The sequence below is a fragment of the Planococcus wigleyi genome (assembly GCF_014836985.1).
GTDB lineage: Bacteria > Bacillota > Bacilli > Bacillales_A > Planococcaceae > Planococcus > Planococcus notacanthi.
This window is the reverse complement of the sequence record NZ_JACSPU010000004.1, coordinates 352,572-368,055: the sequence shown is the minus strand read 5'-3', so window position 1 is coordinate 368,055 and position 15,484 is coordinate 352,572. Positions and strand designations below refer to the sequence as shown.

10 protein-coding genes, 1 other RNA gene and 2 other annotated features are annotated in these 15,484 nt (G+C 48.6%); of the genes, 10 read left to right on the top strand and 1 reads right to left on the bottom strand.

All coding sequences use genetic code 11. The annotated features are described in order from the left end of the window. Positions 1 to 225 precede the first annotated feature (225 nt). Positions 226 to 465 (top strand) — a binding site (T-box leader). 52 nt (positions 466 to 517) lie between these two features. The 4 genes from hisS to H9630_RS13210 all read left to right on the top strand — a co-directional run bounded on the left by hisS (position 518) and on the right by H9630_RS13210 (position 4,682). Beyond that, positions 518 to 1,801 carry a histidine--tRNA ligase gene (gene hisS, locus H9630_RS13225; protein ID WP_191715938.1) on the top strand — a complete coding sequence of 428 codons (1,284 nt, stop codon included), beginning with the start codon at positions 518 to 520 and terminating at the stop codon, positions 1,799 to 1,801. 2 nt (positions 1,802 to 1,803) lie between these two features. Next, positions 1,804 to 3,588, top strand: a complete 1,785-nt coding sequence (gene aspS, locus H9630_RS13220; RefSeq protein ID WP_191715937.1) for an aspartate--tRNA ligase — start codon at positions 1,804 to 1,806, stop codon at positions 3,586 to 3,588. A gap of 44 nt (positions 3,589 to 3,632) precedes the next feature. Continuing rightward, positions 3,633 to 3,815: non-coding RNA, 6S RNA (ssrS, locus tag H9630_RS13215), on the top strand. A gap of 102 nt (positions 3,816 to 3,917) precedes the next feature. After that, positions 3,918 to 4,682 carry a tRNA threonylcarbamoyladenosine dehydratase gene (locus tag H9630_RS13210; protein WP_191715936.1) on the top strand — a complete coding sequence of 255 codons (765 nt, stop codon included), beginning with the start codon at positions 3,918 to 3,920 and terminating at the stop codon, positions 4,680 to 4,682. Between the two features lie 107 nt (positions 4,683 to 4,789). On the opposite strand, the gene H9630_RS13205 is transcribed toward H9630_RS13210, so the two are convergent. Beyond that, positions 4,790 to 6,079, bottom strand: coding sequence for a replication-associated recombination protein A (locus H9630_RS13205; RefSeq protein WP_191715935.1), 1,290 nt, complete (start codon positions 6,077 to 6,079; stop codon positions 4,790 to 4,792). Positions 6,080 to 6,352: 273 nt separating this feature from the next. Between H9630_RS13205 and cymR the strand changes: the two genes are divergently transcribed. The 6 genes from cymR to alaS all read left to right on the top strand — a co-directional run bounded on the left by cymR (position 6,353) and on the right by alaS (position 15,453). Next, positions 6,353 to 6,769, top strand: coding sequence for a cysteine metabolism transcriptional regulator CymR (gene cymR, locus H9630_RS13200; protein ID WP_191716070.1), 417 nt, complete (start codon positions 6,353 to 6,355; stop codon positions 6,767 to 6,769). Positions 6,770 to 6,784: 15 nt separating this feature from the next. Beyond that, entirely contained in the window at positions 6,785 to 7,918 is a 1,134-nt protein-coding gene (locus tag H9630_RS13195; protein ID WP_191715934.1) for a cysteine desulfurase family protein, read from the top strand. A gap of 14 nt (positions 7,919 to 7,932) precedes the next feature. Next, on the top strand, positions 7,933 to 9,051 hold the full coding sequence (gene mnmA / locus H9630_RS13190; protein ID WP_191715933.1) for a tRNA 2-thiouridine(34) synthase MnmA: 1,119 nt from the start codon (positions 7,933 to 7,935) through the stop codon (positions 9,049 to 9,051). A gap of 14 nt (positions 9,052 to 9,065) precedes the next feature. Beyond that, on the top strand, positions 9,066 to 9,725 hold the full coding sequence (locus H9630_RS13185) for a tetratricopeptide repeat protein (protein WP_191715932.1): 660 nt from the start codon (positions 9,066 to 9,068) through the stop codon (positions 9,723 to 9,725). Between the two features lie 24 nt (positions 9,726 to 9,749). Continuing rightward, positions 9,750 to 12,167: an SF1B family DNA helicase RecD2 gene (gene recD2, locus H9630_RS13180; protein WP_191715931.1), complete on the top strand. Its 2,418-nt coding sequence runs from the start codon at positions 9,750 to 9,752 to the stop codon at positions 12,165 to 12,167. Between the two features lie 410 nt (positions 12,168 to 12,577). Next, positions 12,578 to 12,787, top strand: a binding site (T-box leader). Between the two features lie 41 nt (positions 12,788 to 12,828). Beyond that, positions 12,829 to 15,453 (top strand): alanine--tRNA ligase, encoded by a 2,625-nt coding sequence (alaS, locus tag H9630_RS13175; protein WP_191715930.1) that lies wholly within the window; start codon positions 12,829 to 12,831, stop codon positions 15,451 to 15,453. Positions 15,454 to 15,484 lie beyond the last annotated feature (31 nt).

Here is a 15,484-nt window from a genome sequence, read left to right as displayed (position 1 = left end):
CTCCAGTGAGTTATTAAGATTGATTTATCCCGCTTTAACGGGCAGTAAGACTCCCACTTAAAAAAGATGGAGATCCACTGCCCGTAACAGTCCGATTGAGGCCGACAGGATGTCGGTTACATAGGCGTTGCCGCAGGATGCGGCGTTCTTAGCCTATGTTCCGCTTTTCTTCAGTGCGGGATAAAGAATCCTCACTGAGTGAAGTTTCTCTTTATTATACTTATATATTTGCTGACGACGAAGAAAGTAATTGCATGATTTGGCTGAAAAGAGAAGGAAAGTCTTAGGCTGTAAACTTTCCTGCAGACAACTGTGATGAAAAACACTTTCGAGGCTTTTTTCTGAAAAGCGCATGCCGCCTATTAGGAAAAAACGGAACCGGCCGTTACCCGGAATGAGAGGATGCATCGTTTTGCATCAACTAGGGTGGAACCGCGGAAGCTAATACAGGCTCTCGTCCCTTGCGTAAAGCAAGGGGCGGGAGCTTTTTTGTATGGAAAAACAGAGGAGTGAAAACATGGCTAATATTCAAGCACCACGGGGCACTTACGATGTGCTGCCCGATCAATCCGCCAAATGGCAGGAAGTAGAACAAAAAATCAATGATTTGTGCAGGCTCTACCAATACAAGGAAATCCGCACGCCCATCTTTGAACACACGGAATTATTCCAGCGCGGTGTGGGCGACACGACAGATATTGTCCAAAAGGAAATGTATACTTTCCAGGACCGCGGCGACCGCTCACTGACGCTGCGTCCGGAAGGCACAGCTTCAGTTGTCCGTTCATATGTGGAAAATAAATTATTCGGCATGCCGGACCAGCCGGTAAAATTATTCTATACCGGCCCGATGTTCCGCTATGAACGTCCGCAGGCAGGCCGCATGCGCCAATTCGTTCAATTCGGTGTAGAAGCGATCGGCTCGAAAGACCCGGCTATCGATGCGGAAGTCATTTCACTCGCAATGGACCTTTACCGTTCTGTCGGCTTGGAAAAATTGCGTCTGGTCATCAATTCGCTTGGGGACACGGAAAGCCGTGTGGCGCACAAAGAGGCGTTGATCCAACATTTTGAACCGAGCATCAATGAATTCTGCGGCGACTGCCAAACACGCCTTGAGAAAAACCCTTTGCGCATCCTTGATTGCAAAGTGGACCGCAACCACCCCTTGATGGCTACTGCGCCGTCACTGGCTGATTATTTAAATGAAGAATCGCAGGCTTATTTCGATGAAGTGCAATCGTATCTGTCGAGCATGGACATCGACTTCGTAGTCGATCCCAACTTGGTGCGCGGCCTTGATTACTATAACCACACCGCCTTTGAAATCATGAGCGATGCAGAAGGTTTTGGCGCTATTACGACTTTGGCGGGCGGGGGACGTTATAACGGCCTTGTCGAAGATCTTGGCGGACCGGAATCTCCGGGGATCGGTTTTGCGATGAGCATCGAGCGCTTATTATTGGCGCTTGAAATGGAAAAAGTGGAAATCGGCCAATCCAATAACTTGGAAGTCTACGTCGTGGCGATGGACGAGTCGACGAAGAAAAAAGCTTTTTCAGTCGTTCGCGATCTGCGGATGAACGGCATTTCAGCGGATATGGATTTCACAGGCCGCAAAGTGAAAGCGCAGATGAAATCTGCAGACCGCAAAGGCGCCGGATTTGTCATTGTCATCGGCGAAACGGAGCTGGAAAGCGGAAAAGTGGCATTGAAAGAAATGGCGACGGGTGAACAACAGGAAATGGCATTCGAAGAAATCGCTGGAACCATATTGAAAAAGAAATCACTGGAGGAATAGACATGTCAAGAACGCATTATTGTGGGGAAGTCAACGAAACTGTCATTGGACAACGTGTTACATTAAAAGGATGGGTACAAAAACGCCGGGACCTTGGCGGTTTGATCTTTGTCGACGTCCGTGACCGTTCAGGAATTGTCCAAGTGGTCTTCAATCCGGAAATTTCAACAGAAGCTGCTGCAATCGGTGAATCCCTGCGGAACGAATTCGTAGTCCACATCGACGGCTTAGTCGTGGCACGGTCAGAAGGCCAGATCAACGCAGCGATGAAGACCGGGAAAATTGAAGTGCAGGTGGATCACGCAGCCATCATCAATGCAGCGAAAAACCCACCGTTCGCCATCGACGACAATAACGATGTCAATGAAGATCTGCGCTTGAAATACCGTTATTTGGACTTGCGCCGTCCGGCGATGTACGAAACGTTCAAAATGCGTTCAGACGTCACCAAATCGATCCGCCGCTTCTTGGATGAAGAAGGTTTCATTGAAGTCGAAACACCAATTTTGACGAAATCGACTCCTGAAGGCGCACGTGATTACCTGGTGCCGAGCCGTGTCCATGATGGGGAATTCTACGCCTTGCCGCAATCGCCGCAGCTTTTCAAGCAAATGCTGATGGTTTCCGGATTCGACAAATATTACCAGATTGCCCGTTGTTTCCGTGATGAAGATCTTCGTGCTGACCGCCAGCCGGAATTCACGCAAATCGATATGGAAATGAGCTTCCAGACGATGGAAGACATTATCGGAATGAATGAACGCCTAATGGTGCAAATGATGAAGGATGTCAAAAATATCGATATCGAACCGACTTTTCAGCGCATGAGCTACACAGAAGCAATGGACCGCTTTGGATCAGATAAACCGGATGTCCGTTTCGGCCTGGAATTGGTCGATGTATCGGATTTGGTAAAAGATTCAGCATTCAAAGTTTTCACTGGTGCAATTGAAAATGGCGGCCAAGTGAAGCTGATCAACGTTAAAGGGCAAGCTGCCAATTATTCACGCAAAGACATCGATGCACTGGGTGCATTCGCTGCAGTTTACGGAGCAAAAGGATTAGCTTGGCTGAAAGTTGAAGAAGAAGGCGTCAAAGGACCGATCGCGAAATTCTTCGAAGGCGAAGCAGCAACTGCTTTGACCGAACGTGCAGAAGCGGAAGCAGGGGATTTATTGCTGTTTGTAGCTGATAAGAAAACGGTTGTCGCAGATGCGCTTGGCGCACTTCGCTTGAAGTTCGGCAAAGAACTTGGCCTGATCGACAACTCGATCTACAAGTTCCTGTGGATTACGGACTGGCCGCTATTGGAATACGATGACAAAGATGGCCGCTATTATGCAGCCCATCATCCTTTCACAATGCCATTCGAAGAAGACTTGGAAAAATTGGCGACAGAACCGCAAAATGTCCGTGCACAAGCCTACGATCTTGTGTTGAATGGCTATGAATTGGGCGGGGGATCTTCGCGTATTTACCGCCGCGAAATTCAGGAGCAGATGTTTGAAGTACTGGGCTTCAGCAAAGAAGAAGCCAATGCGCAATTCGGATTCCTTATGGAAGCTTTCGAATACGGAACGCCTCCGCATGGCGGGATTGCATTCGGCCTCGACCGTCTTGTGATGCTTCTTGCAGGACGCACAAACTTGCGCGACACCATTGCTTTTCCGAAAACAGCTAGCGCCAGCGATTTGCTGACGGATGCGCCGAGCCCGGTTTCAGGTGCACAGCTTGATGAATTGAGCCTATCGTTGAACATTCAGAATAATAAAAAAGTATCAGAGTAAAAAGCTTGTCTAAATAAAAAAGGTGTGCTAACATACGTTTATAGAGAATCCTGATGTGTTCGTTTTAAGCAATTCGATTTTGACCCAACATTATGTCGTCGGGAGATCGGATTTCACCATGGCTAACATGCCTTAACGGGAAGTTATAAGTGGTGAAGAGGTCACCCACCTGCTTTCAGCGGGTTCAAACGATGCGCACCAACAAAGACGGCACGATTGGGATTCCTAATTAAAAAATCATTTTTATCCCTCCGGCAATTAATTGTCGGAGGGATTTTTATTGTGTATAATTCCTATTATGCGTATCAACTTTGAAAGGCAGTGGCTTAATGTTACACCAATTCTCCAGAAATGAATTAGCAGTAGGAAAAGAAGGAATCGATTTATTGAAAAACGCGACAGTCGCCATTCTTGGCATCGGAGGCGTAGGCTCATTTGCAGCAGAAGCATGCGCACGCAGCGGCGTCGGCACCATCATCCTGGTGGATAAAGACAATGTTGACATCACCAACATCAATCGCCAGTTGGTCGCCAATCTGTCCACTGTTGGGCAGTCAAAAGCAGGTGTCATGAAAGACCGCATTGCGGACATCAACACGGAATGCAAAGTAATTTCCTTGCATATGTTCTATACCGAAGAAACGTATGAGGAATTCTTCAGCTATAATCCGGACTATGTAATTGATGCCTCCGATACAATGATCTACAAAGTCCACTTGATGGAAGAATGCTATAAGCGCGGCATCAAAATCATCGCAAGCATGGGAGCGGCCAATAAAACCGACCCAACACGCTTCAAAATTGCGGATATTTCCAAGACACATACCGACCCACTTGCGAAAATCATCCGCAAGAAGCTGCGCCAAGCTGGAATCTACAAAGGCATTCCAGTTATCTTTTCGGATGAAAGCCCGATCATCGTCCGCGAAGATGTCGTAGAAAATGTCGGCAAGCCCGATGCAGCCATCCGCAAAGCGCAGATGCCGCCGTCCTCAAATGCCTTCACGCCATCGACAGTCGGCTTGATTGCAGCGAGCTGGGTAGTCAACGACATCACAAAGTCCATTCCCATCACGCGTGTCCGCATGAACTGACCAGCCGCCGGCTCTTAACCTTGAGCCGGCTTTTCTGTGCTGTTTTAAAGATTCCAGACAGAGAAAAAGCCATTTCCAACGAAGGAAATGGCTTTGCTAAGAAAACATCATTTTTTATTTTTCCGGAAACTCTTCAGTTTTTCATAGATCCCGGCAAATTTCTTTTCTTCACCGGCGACGACCGGTTTGTAGAACTCTGCCGATTTTACTTCTTTCGGCAAATAGTCCTGATCGACCCAGCCCCCAAACGAACCGATCGGAGAGTCGTGAGGATAGCGGTAGCCGCCGTGCCCAAGCTCCGCGCTGCCTGCGTAATGGGTATCGCGCAGATGCAGCGGGATGTCGCCAACTTGGCCTTTGTTGATGGCTGCAGTGGCAGCATCGATTGCTTTGTAAGCTGAATTGGATTTTTCGGACAAACACATTTCTGCTACAGCTTGGGCGAGCGGGATGCGCGCTTCAGGAAGGCCGAGCCGGTCTGCAGCCTGGCAAGCTGCCAGCACGTGTCCACCGACTGCTGGGTTGGCTAGCCCGATATCTTCGTAGGCCATGACCAATAAGCGGCGTGTGACTGCCGTCAAATCCCCGTTTTCCAGCAGATGCGCCAAATAATACATAGCGGCATTGACATCGCTGCCGCGAACGGATTTTTGGAGGGCAGACAGCAGGTTGAAGAAGTGGGATCCTTTTTTGTCGCCGAATACGCCGACGCGCTTGATCATCTGTTCGACCATCTGATCTTCCACGATGTATTTGCCATCGCGTTCATCAGAAGCGATGACGATTGACTCAAGCATCGTCAATGCTTTGCGTGCATCTCCGTTGGTGCCTTCCGCGATGCGTTCGACTTGTTTCGCGGAAATGTCAATTTCTTCACTGCCAAGGCCGCGCTTGGTGTCGGTCAAAGCCGCATTCAAGAGCTGAACGATATCTTCCTGCGTTAATCGCTTCAGCTGTTTGATTTCACCGCAGCGAGAACGGATTGCGGGGTTGACATCATGGAATGGGTTTTCCGTCGTCGCACCGATGAGGACGATCGATCCACTTTCGACATGGGGCAGCAAAGCATCTTGCTGGAGTTTGTTGAAACGATGGATTTCATCCAAAAACAGCAAGACTTTCCCGGTCATCCGTGACTCGGTCACCACCTCTTCGACATCTTTCTTGCCGGAAGTGGTGGCGTTCAAGGCGATGAACGGCAAATTGGATGTGCCTGCGATCGCGTGGGCGATGGAGGTCTTGCCGATTCCGGGCTCACCGTATAGCAGCATAGACGGCACGTGGCCGTTGCTGATCATTTTATAAAGAGCCGTATGCGGCCCGATAACATCTTTTTGTCCGACGACTTCGTCGATGGTGCGGGGGCGCATACGGAAAGCTAAAGGTTCGTTGTGCATAAGAAAACTCCTTCCGTACATTCGTTCTATCAGTATAGCGTTTGAAGTTTCAAAAGTCATTGCAAGTCCATTCGGCCCAATTTATGCTATACTGTTTTGAAGAATATCGGTGTTTGTTTAGCGTGGATCAGTTATTTATTATTAGCATTATTCTGCTAATTTCATCCTTTAAATCGGCTGTGCTTTTGCAGGATTACTGGTGGCACAACTGATTTGCTTCATTTCTTGACCGGCTAATTATAAATTCAATTTATTAAACTCAGAGGTGCAATGATGAAAATATCAACCAAAGGCCGTTACGGTCTGACCATAATGATCGAATTAGGAAAACAATACGGGGAAGGCCCGCTTCCGCTGCGCAAGATTGCTGCAGAAAATGATTTATCGGAAGCTTACCTGGAACAGCTCGTAGGACCACTCCGCAACTCGGGACTTGTGAAAAGTGTCCGCGGAGCATATGGCGGTTATATGTTGACCCGCCATCCACGGGAGATTTCTGCAGGAGATGTCATTCGCGTGCTGGAAGGGCCGATACAGCCGGTCGAAGGCATTGAAGACGAGAAACAGCCCCAGCGCGAGCTATGGGTGCGCATCCGTGATGCAGTGAAAAATGTACTCGATACAACGACTATTGAAGATTTGGCCAAAGCCAATAACGGTGAAACTGAAAGTTATATGTATTATATATAAAGGAGTTAGCAAATCATGAATCGAATTTATTTAGACCATGCAGCGACTTCTCCGATGCATCCTGAAGTGGTGTCCACTTTTTCAGAAGCACTTGGAACGGTCTATGGCAATCCGTCGAGCATACACGGGACCGGAAGAGCCGCCCGCAAGGCATTGGACGACGCCCGCAAATTACTGGCTGACAGCATCCACGCTGATGACACGGAGATCATTTTCACCAGCGGCGGAACCGAAGCGGACAATTTGGCGATCTTCGGCACTGCTGCCAAAAAAAGCGGCAAACACATCATCACGACGGTCATCGAACATCATGCAGTTCTGCATGCTTGTGAGAAACTGGAACGGGAAGGCTACGACATTACTTATCTGGCGGTTGATGAAAATGGCCAGGTCCAAGCAGAAGACGTGAAAAATGCGTTGCGTGACGATACAATTCTAGTGTCGGTGATGCTGGGCAACAATGAAGTCGGCACCATTCAGCCGGTCGCTGAAATTGGTGAACTGCTGAAAGGGACAGGCATTACGTTCCACACGGATGCTGTCCAGGCATACGGTGTGCTGCCGATTGATGTTGAGAAATTGAACGTCGATTTATTGTCCGTATCCGCACACAAGCTGAATGGACCGAAAGGCGTCGGTTTTCTATACCAGCGTAAAGGAACAGCGGTAAGTCCGTTGTTGTATGGCGGAGAACAGGAACGCAAACGCCGTGCAGGAACAGAAAACGTACCGGCAATTTCCGCATTTGCCAAAGCTGCAGAAATTTCATTGTCGACGATGGAAGAGAAAACTGCGGCATATGAGCACTACAAAACCATCTTCAAATCCGCATTGAATCAGCAAGGCATTGATTACAAGGAAAACGGCAGCAATCAACTGCCGCATATTTTAAATCTCAGCATTCCAGGCATCGAGATCGAATCGTTTCTGGTCAATCTGGATTTAGCGGGAATTTCAGCTTCAAGCGGGTCCGCCTGCACAGCCGGGTCAATTGATCCTTCCCATGTGCTCGTGGCTATGTACGGTGAACAAGCTGCTGAAATCCGCAATTCCATCCGATTCAGTTTCGGATTCGGATTGGCGCCTGAGGATATTGAACAAGCTGCTGCAAAGACAGCTCAAATCAGCCAGCGTTTGGCGTTAAAATGAAAAGGTGAGAGATAATGACTGCAAAAGCACCACAAGATACACGTGTTGTCGTCGGCATGTCCGGAGGGGTCGACTCTTCGGTTGCCGCTTATTTATTGAAAGAACAGGGTTATGATGTCATTGGCATCTTCATGAAGAACTGGGATGACACCGATGAAAACGGCGTCTGTACAGCGACGGAAGATTACGAAGATGTTATCCGTGTCTGCAACCAGATTGGCATTCCGTATTATGCCGTCAATTTTGAAAAGCAGTACTGGGATAAGGTTTTCACATATTTCCTGGAAGAGTACAAAGCAGGGCGTACACCGAATCCTGATGTCATGTGCAACAAGGAAATCAAATTTAAAGCATTCCTTGAACACGCTTTGAGCCTGGGTGCAGATTATTTGGCGACCGGCCATTACGCACAGGTAGAACACGCGGCAAACGGGGAAACAAAAATGCTGCGCGGCAAAGACAACAACAAAGACCAGACGTATTTCCTGAACCAATTGGATCAAAGCCAATTGTCTAAAGTGATGTTCCCGATCGGCCATATGGAAAAGAAAAAGGTCCGTGAAATCGCATTGGAAGCTGGACTTGCAACAGCAACGAAAAAAGATTCCACAGGCATCTGTTTCATTGGCGAACGCAATTTCAAGGAATTCCTTGGGCAATACTTGCCGGCTCAACCCGGCCAGATGGAGACGTTGGAAGGCGTCAAAATGGGCACGCATGACGGTTTGATGTATTACACGATCGGCCAACGGCAAGGGCTTGGCATCGGCGGCGCCGGCGACCCTTGGTTCGTCATCGGTAAAGATTTGAAAAAGAATGTTTTATACGTTGGGCAAAATATCCATCACGATGCTCTATTCTCGGATAGCCTGACTGCAGTAAACTTAAGCTTCACGTCAAATACAGCACCGACCGGCATTTTGGAGTGCACAGCGAAATTCCGCTACCGCCAACAGGATGTCGGCGTTACAGTGGAATTTAAAGGCGAGGAAGCCATCGTGACATTTGCAGAACCGGTCCGTGCCATTACACCAGGACAAGCCGTTGTTTTTTATGACGGCGAAGAATGCCTGGGCGGCGGAACCATCGACCGTGTCTTTAAAAATGGCACGCGTTTGGAATATGTAGGGTAATGGGAGAGACAGCGATGAATTACAACGAAACCGGTATACAGGCTTTACAGGAAGGCAACACGGAAGAAGCGATCAAAGCTTTTACACAAGCGATTGAAGAGCAGCCGGATAATCCGCTTGGCTACATCAACTTTGGCCATGTGCTGACTTCCATGGACGAAATCGACCGTGCAGAACGTTTTTTCCAAAAAGCAATCACGCTTGATGAAACCTCGGCGACGGCTTATTACGGCCTCGCCAATCTTTATTTCAATTCAGAGCGTTACGAAGAAGCATTGAAGTTATACGAAAAAGCGCTGCAATACGAATTGGAAGGCGCAGATGCGCATTTCATGATCGGCAAATGCTTCGAAAAGCTGGAGCAGCCTAAATTGGCGCTGCCTTATCTGCAGCGTGCAGTAGAGCTGGATGAAGGCGATGTCCAGGCTCGCTTGAGCTATGGCATCACTCTGGCATCAATGGAATTGTTCGAGCTGGCAGAACCGCAATTTCTGCAGGTGCTTGAACAGGATCCGAACCACTCGGACGCCCATTACAACCTGGGTGTTCTTTATGCGGTTTCCACCAACCGCACGGAAGATGCCATGCATCACCTGAAACAAGCATATACACTTGATGACCGCAATGAAATGGCGCGCTACGCGTACGATATGATCGCAACAACACTGGAATAGCCACGTGAAAAGGAGACGACAGAAATGACCGGACAAATCGATTTATTTCAAGAAGAAAAACAGTTTGTATTAGGGCATCCTGTCGTCTCGATTTTTCACAATCCCCAAAATTTATTCTCCATCGCGAAAGTGAAAATCCAGGAAACCAACACCCCTTATACCGAAAAAGAAATCATCGTGTCGGGCTATTTCCCGATGCTGACCATGGAAGAGCAATACCGGTTTACCGGAGTGGTGAAAAACCACCCCCGATACGGCGTCCAGTTCCAGGTGGAAACCTTCACCAAGGAAGTGCCCGAAACTGAACAAGGCATTATCCATTATCTGTCGAGTGATATGTTCAATGGCATCGGCCGCAAGACGGCTGAAACCATCGTCAAAAAACTTGGCAAAGACGCCATTAAAAAGATTTTGGAAGATCCGGATGCATTGGACAAAGTGCCGCGTCTGTCAGACGATAAAAAAGACACGATCCGTGCGACGCTGCAGATGAATCTCGGACTTGAGCGCGTCATGATCCAGCTCAACGACTGGGGATTTGGCCCGCAAATCGGGATGCGGATCTACCAGGCTTACCGTGAAGAAACCATCGATATTTTGACGAAAAACCCTTTCCAGCTGATCGAAGAAATCGAAGGCATCGGTTTCCAGCGTGCCGATGAACTGGGAATGAAACTCGGCATCACCGGCGCCCACCCCGACCGCATCAAAGCATCTATCCTGCATATCCTTAACCAGGCATCCTTGTCGGATGGGCATGTTTATGTCGATGCTAAAACCTTGATCCCAATGGTTAAAGAAATGCTTGAATCGCGCCAGCAGGCAGAAATTCCGATTGATGCGATCTCCAAAGCAGCCATCGAATTGAACGAAGAAGGCAAAGTCGCAGGGGAAGAAACGCGGCTTTATTTGCCATCGCTTTATTATTCGGAAGTAGGCATTGCGACCAAACTGGAAACCTTGCTGGCAGAGCAGGAAACCCGCACGAAATTCCCGAGTTCAGAAGTCCGCAAAGCACTCGGAGAAGCGGAAGAGCGGCTTGGCGTCAATTACGCTGAAACGCAGGTGGATGCCATTGAAAACAGCATCAACTCATCGGTCATGATTCTGACGGGCGGCCCGGGTACCGGCAAGACGACCGTAGTCCGCGGATTGGTTGAAATCTACGCAGAGCTGCATGGTTTATCTCTGGATCCAAAAGAGTACGCCAAGAAAAAAGAACCATTTCCAATCATCCTGGCAGCACCGACAGGACGGGCGGCCAAACGCTTGAGCGAATCGACCGATTTGCCGGCGATGACCATCCACCGCTTGTTGGGTTTTAACGGACAGGAAAAAGACGAAGAAACCGAAAAGGAAATCGAAGGCAAATTGATCATCATCGACGAAATGTCCATGGTCGACACTTGGCTTGCGCACCAGCTCTTGAAAGCCGTTCCGGAAGATGCCCAATTGATTTTTGTCGGGGACCAAGACCAATTGCCGCCGGTAGGACCGGGGCAAGTGCTGCGGGACCTGCTTGAATCAAAACGGATTCCTACGGTGGAATTGACCGAGATTTACCGCCAGTCTTCAGGATCTTCCATCATCGAGCTGGCGCACCAAATGAAAAAAGGCAAATTGCCGGAAGACATTACCGCGAAAACAGCAGACCGCTCATTCATTAAAGCGGGAGCGGATCAAATTCCATCAGTGGTTGAAAAAGTCGTGAAAAGTGCCTTGTCGAAAGGCCATTCAATCAAGGATATCCAAGTGCTGGCGCCGATGTATAAAGGACCGGCAGGAATCGATGCCTTGAACCGGCTGATTCAGGAAATGGTCAACCCGAATGCCGACGGCAAACGCAAAGAACTGGTATTCGGCGACATCACCTACCGCATCGGCGACAAAATCCTGCAGCTGGTCAACCAGCCGGAAAGCAACGTCTTCAATGGCGACATGGGCGAAGTCGTAGCCATTCTCAAAGCGAAAGAAACAGTCGAAAAGCAGGACATGCTGGTGGCGTCTTTCGACGGCATCGAAGTGACCTACGAACGCAGCGACCTGAACCAGCTGACGTTGGCCTATTGCTGCTCGATCCATAAATCGCAAGGGTCGGAGTTCCCGACCGTCATCATGCCGGTTGTCCGCGGCTATATGAAAATGCTGCGTCGCAACCTACTTTACACCGGCATCACCCGCAGCAGGGATTTTCTGATCCTGTGCGGAGACCCTAGCGTTTTCCGTTACGGTGTTGAACGGACGGATGACATGCAGCGGATGACTACCTTGAAAAACCGTCTGGCAGTTGCAGCAGAAGAACCGAAAACCGAACAGCAAACCATGGAAAAAGCCGAAGCCGTCCAGAGCGGACCGGTCAGTCTGACCACGGAAAACGTCCACGCTATCCACCCGATGATTGGCATGGAGGGCATCACACCGCAGAAATTCATGGAAGCTTGATGTAGTAAATTGCAAAGATAGATTGCGATGTTGCTATTTCTCAAAACTGCTTAGCTATTCCGCGGGAGCAGCGGAGAAATTGATTGCTTCTGCATAGCGAAGCTAGCTTTGTCTGAATAATATTGATTGATCTATTTTGGTCGGTATCTTCCTGTGGAATTGGTACAAGCTAAAGAACATGGATAGAACCTAGCGAACTGAGCGGTTCAAGATGTACACGTAAAAAGCTTGTTTTTCCATACCGGTTGCTTGGGCGCTAACCCGCGGAAAGCGAGCGCCGAAACGGAAAGCAACCACTCCAATTGGGAAGATTTTTGATTCATGTTCAAAAACATCCGCCTGAAGCGATTTCTTCACCCTTCTATTGACATCACTCCAGGCTTTTTCTATAATTCAAATTAGACTGATAGACAAACACATTGATGGAGACAGTATAAAATCGCATCCGGACAGAAACAGGGCCCCAGGCTGAAAGGCCCCGACGAGATTTGATTTTAGAAAGCTACTCCGGAGTGCAGCTAATCCCTGCCGTTGAACCGCGTTAAGGTGTTCGAGAGACATGAAGCTTTTGGCTTTGTGTAACTAGGGTGGTACCGCGAAATAAAGCCTTCGTCCCTTTTTTGGGATGAGGGCTTTTTATATTGTTGAGGAGGAAAAAAAGATGAAAAACTTGAAAGCTGAAGACATCAGACAAATGTATATCGATTTCTTTAAAGAAAAAGGCCATGACCAGGAACCGAGCGCACCGCTTGTGCCATTTGAAGATCCGTCCCTATTGTGGATCAACAGCGGCGTGGCGACATTGAAGAAATATTTCGATGGCCGTGTCATTCCTGAGAATCCACGGATCGTCAACGCACAAAAATCAATCCGGACGAACGATATCGAAAACGTCGGCAAAACAGCACGCCACCATACATTCTTTGAGATGCTCGGCAATTTCTCCATCGGTGAATACTTTAAAACCGAAGCGATCCACTGGGCGTGGGAATTCCTGACTGATGACAAATGGATTGGTTTCGATCCGGAGAAATTATCCGTAACGATCCATCCGGAAGATGAAGAAGCATATGGCATTTGGTTGAATGAAGTCGGCGTTCCTGCTGAACGCATCATCCGTCTGGAAGGCAACTTCTGGGACATCGGCGAAGGCCCGAGTGGCCCGAACTCGGAAATTTTCTACGACCGCGGCGAAAGCTACGGCAATGATTTGAACGACCCTGAATTGTATCCGGGTGGCGAAAACGACCGTTATTTAGAAATCTGGAATTTGGTTTTCTCTCAGTTCAACCACAATCCCGACCATACGTACACACCGCTTCCGAAACAGAACATCGATACAGGAATGGGCTTGGAACGCATCACTTCCGTTGTCCAAGACGTACCGACAAACTATGACACGGATCTGTTCATTCCGATTATCCAGAAAACCGAAGAAATTTCAGGTAAGAAATATGGCCAAGATGCCGATATGGATATGGCTTTCAAAGTAATCGCTGACCACATCCGCACCGTGGCATTTGCAATCGGGGACGGAGCGCTTCCGTCGAATGAAGGCCGTGGCTATGTATTGCGCCGCTTGCTGCGCCGTGCTGTACGCTATGCGAAAAAGCTGGGCGTCGAGAAACCGTTCTTGTTTGAACTGGTTCCAGTGGTCGGGGACATCATGAAAAACTTCTACCCGGAAGTCAGCGACAAACAGGACTTTATTATCCGCGTCATGAAGCTTGAAGAAGAACGTTTCCACGAAACGCTGCATGATGGCTTGGCTATATTATCGTCCGTTGTAGAAAAACAAAAAGCGGCTGGCCAGACGGAAATTCCAGGCGAAGACGCATTCCGATTGTATGACACGTACGGCTTCCCAGTAGAGCTGACGGAAGAATATGCGGAAGAGGAAGGCATGGCGATTGACCATAAGGGATTCGAAGCAGCGATGCAGGCACAGCGTGACCGTGCAAGAAATGCGCGTCAAAATGTCAATTCAATGCAGACGCAATCGGAAGTATTGGGCAATATTAAAGACAACAGTGAATTTATCGGCTATAGCCAAACGGTATCCGATGCGCAAGTGCTGTTCATCATTAAAGATGGCGAATTAGCAGAAAGTGCCCACGAAGGGGAAGAAGTTCAAGTTATCCTGGACCAGACGCCATTCTATGCGGAAAGCGGCGGGCAGATTGCAGACCACGGGACATTGAGCAACGATTTGGTTCAAGCAGCTGTACTGGATGTCAAAAAAGCGCCGAATGGCCAGAATCTTCATTCTGTACGAGTTGAAACCGGTGAATTGACGAAATCCACTGTCCACGCACAAGTCGATGCTTCAGAGCGCCGCCACACGGTCAAGAATCATACAGCGACGCATCTTCTGCATCAAGCACTAAAAGATGTTCTAGGCACGCACGTTAACCAGGCAGGATCTTACGTAGGACCAGACCGTCTGCGTTTCGACTTCTCGCATTTCGGCCAGGTGACGACAGAAGAATTGGAGACGATCGAAAAAATCGTCAATGAAAAAGTCTGGGAAGGCATTGCCGTCCAGACCGGCTACCATAATTTGCAGGAAGCAAAAGAAATGGGTGCGATGGCTTTATTCGGCGAGAAATACGGAGATGTTGTCCGTGTCGTTGAAATTGGCGGCTACTCACTTGAACTATGCGGCGGTGTCCATGTAACGAATACATCGGAAATCGGTTTGTTCAAAATTGTTTCAGAAGGCGGCATCGGCGCCGGCATCCGCAGAATTGAAGCTGTTACAGGAAAAGGCGCTTACGAAAGTTTGAAAGACAGTGAACATATCTTGGAACAGGCATCCGGCCTCTTGAAATCATCTCCAAAAGACATGGTCCAAAAAGTCCAGTCTGTCCAAGCGGAAATGAAATCTCTGCAACGTGAAAACGAATCGCTGCTTGCAAAAATTTCCAATGCCCAATCTGCCGGCATTCTAGACAGCGCGCAAAAAGTAGGCGATATTACTGTCCTGTCCGTTAAAGTTGAAGCGAAGGATAATAACCAGCTGCGCCAGATGATGGATGACCTGAAAACGAAAATCGATAAAGCGGTGATCGTTCTTGGGGCAACAGATGGAGAAAAAGTCATGCTGGCGGCGGGTGTTACGAAAGATTTAGCCAGTGGGGAATATCACGCTGGCCAAATCGTCAAACATGTGGCAGAACTGTGCGGCGGCAAAGGCGGCGGACGTCCGGATATGGCAATGGCAGGCGCCAAAGATCCTGGAAAATTGGACGCGGCGCTCGAATCAGTCTATAGCTTAGTGAAATAGGTTTAATAAATCGACGCTATCGGTTATAATG

Excerpts from the sequence above, each read along its gene's own strand:
- hisS (WP_191715938.1), top strand. The coding sequence starts at position 518 with ATGGCTAATATTCAAGCACCACGGGGCACTTACGATGTGCTGCCCGAT.
- aspS (WP_191715937.1), top strand. The coding sequence starts at position 1,804 with ATGTCAAGAACGCATTATTGTGGGGAAGTCAACGAAACTGTCATTGGA.
- H9630_RS13210 (WP_191715936.1), top strand. The coding sequence starts at position 3,918 with ATGTTACACCAATTCTCCAGAAATGAATTAGCAGTAGGAAAAGAAGGA.
- H9630_RS13205 (WP_191715935.1), bottom strand. The coding sequence starts at position 6,079 with ATGCACAACGAACCTTTAGCTTTCCGTATGCGCCCCCGCACCATCGAC.
- cymR (WP_191716070.1), top strand. The coding sequence starts at position 6,353 with ATGAAAATATCAACCAAAGGCCGTTACGGTCTGACCATAATGATCGAA.
- H9630_RS13195 (WP_191715934.1), top strand. The coding sequence starts at position 6,785 with ATGAATCGAATTTATTTAGACCATGCAGCGACTTCTCCGATGCATCCT.
- mnmA (WP_191715933.1), top strand. The coding sequence starts at position 7,933 with ATGACTGCAAAAGCACCACAAGATACACGTGTTGTCGTCGGCATGTCC.
- H9630_RS13185 (WP_191715932.1), top strand. The coding sequence starts at position 9,066 with ATGAATTACAACGAAACCGGTATACAGGCTTTACAGGAAGGCAACACG.
- recD2 (WP_191715931.1), top strand. The coding sequence starts at position 9,750 with ATGACCGGACAAATCGATTTATTTCAAGAAGAAAAACAGTTTGTATTA.
- alaS (WP_191715930.1), top strand. The coding sequence starts at position 12,829 with ATGAAAAACTTGAAAGCTGAAGACATCAGACAAATGTATATCGATTTC.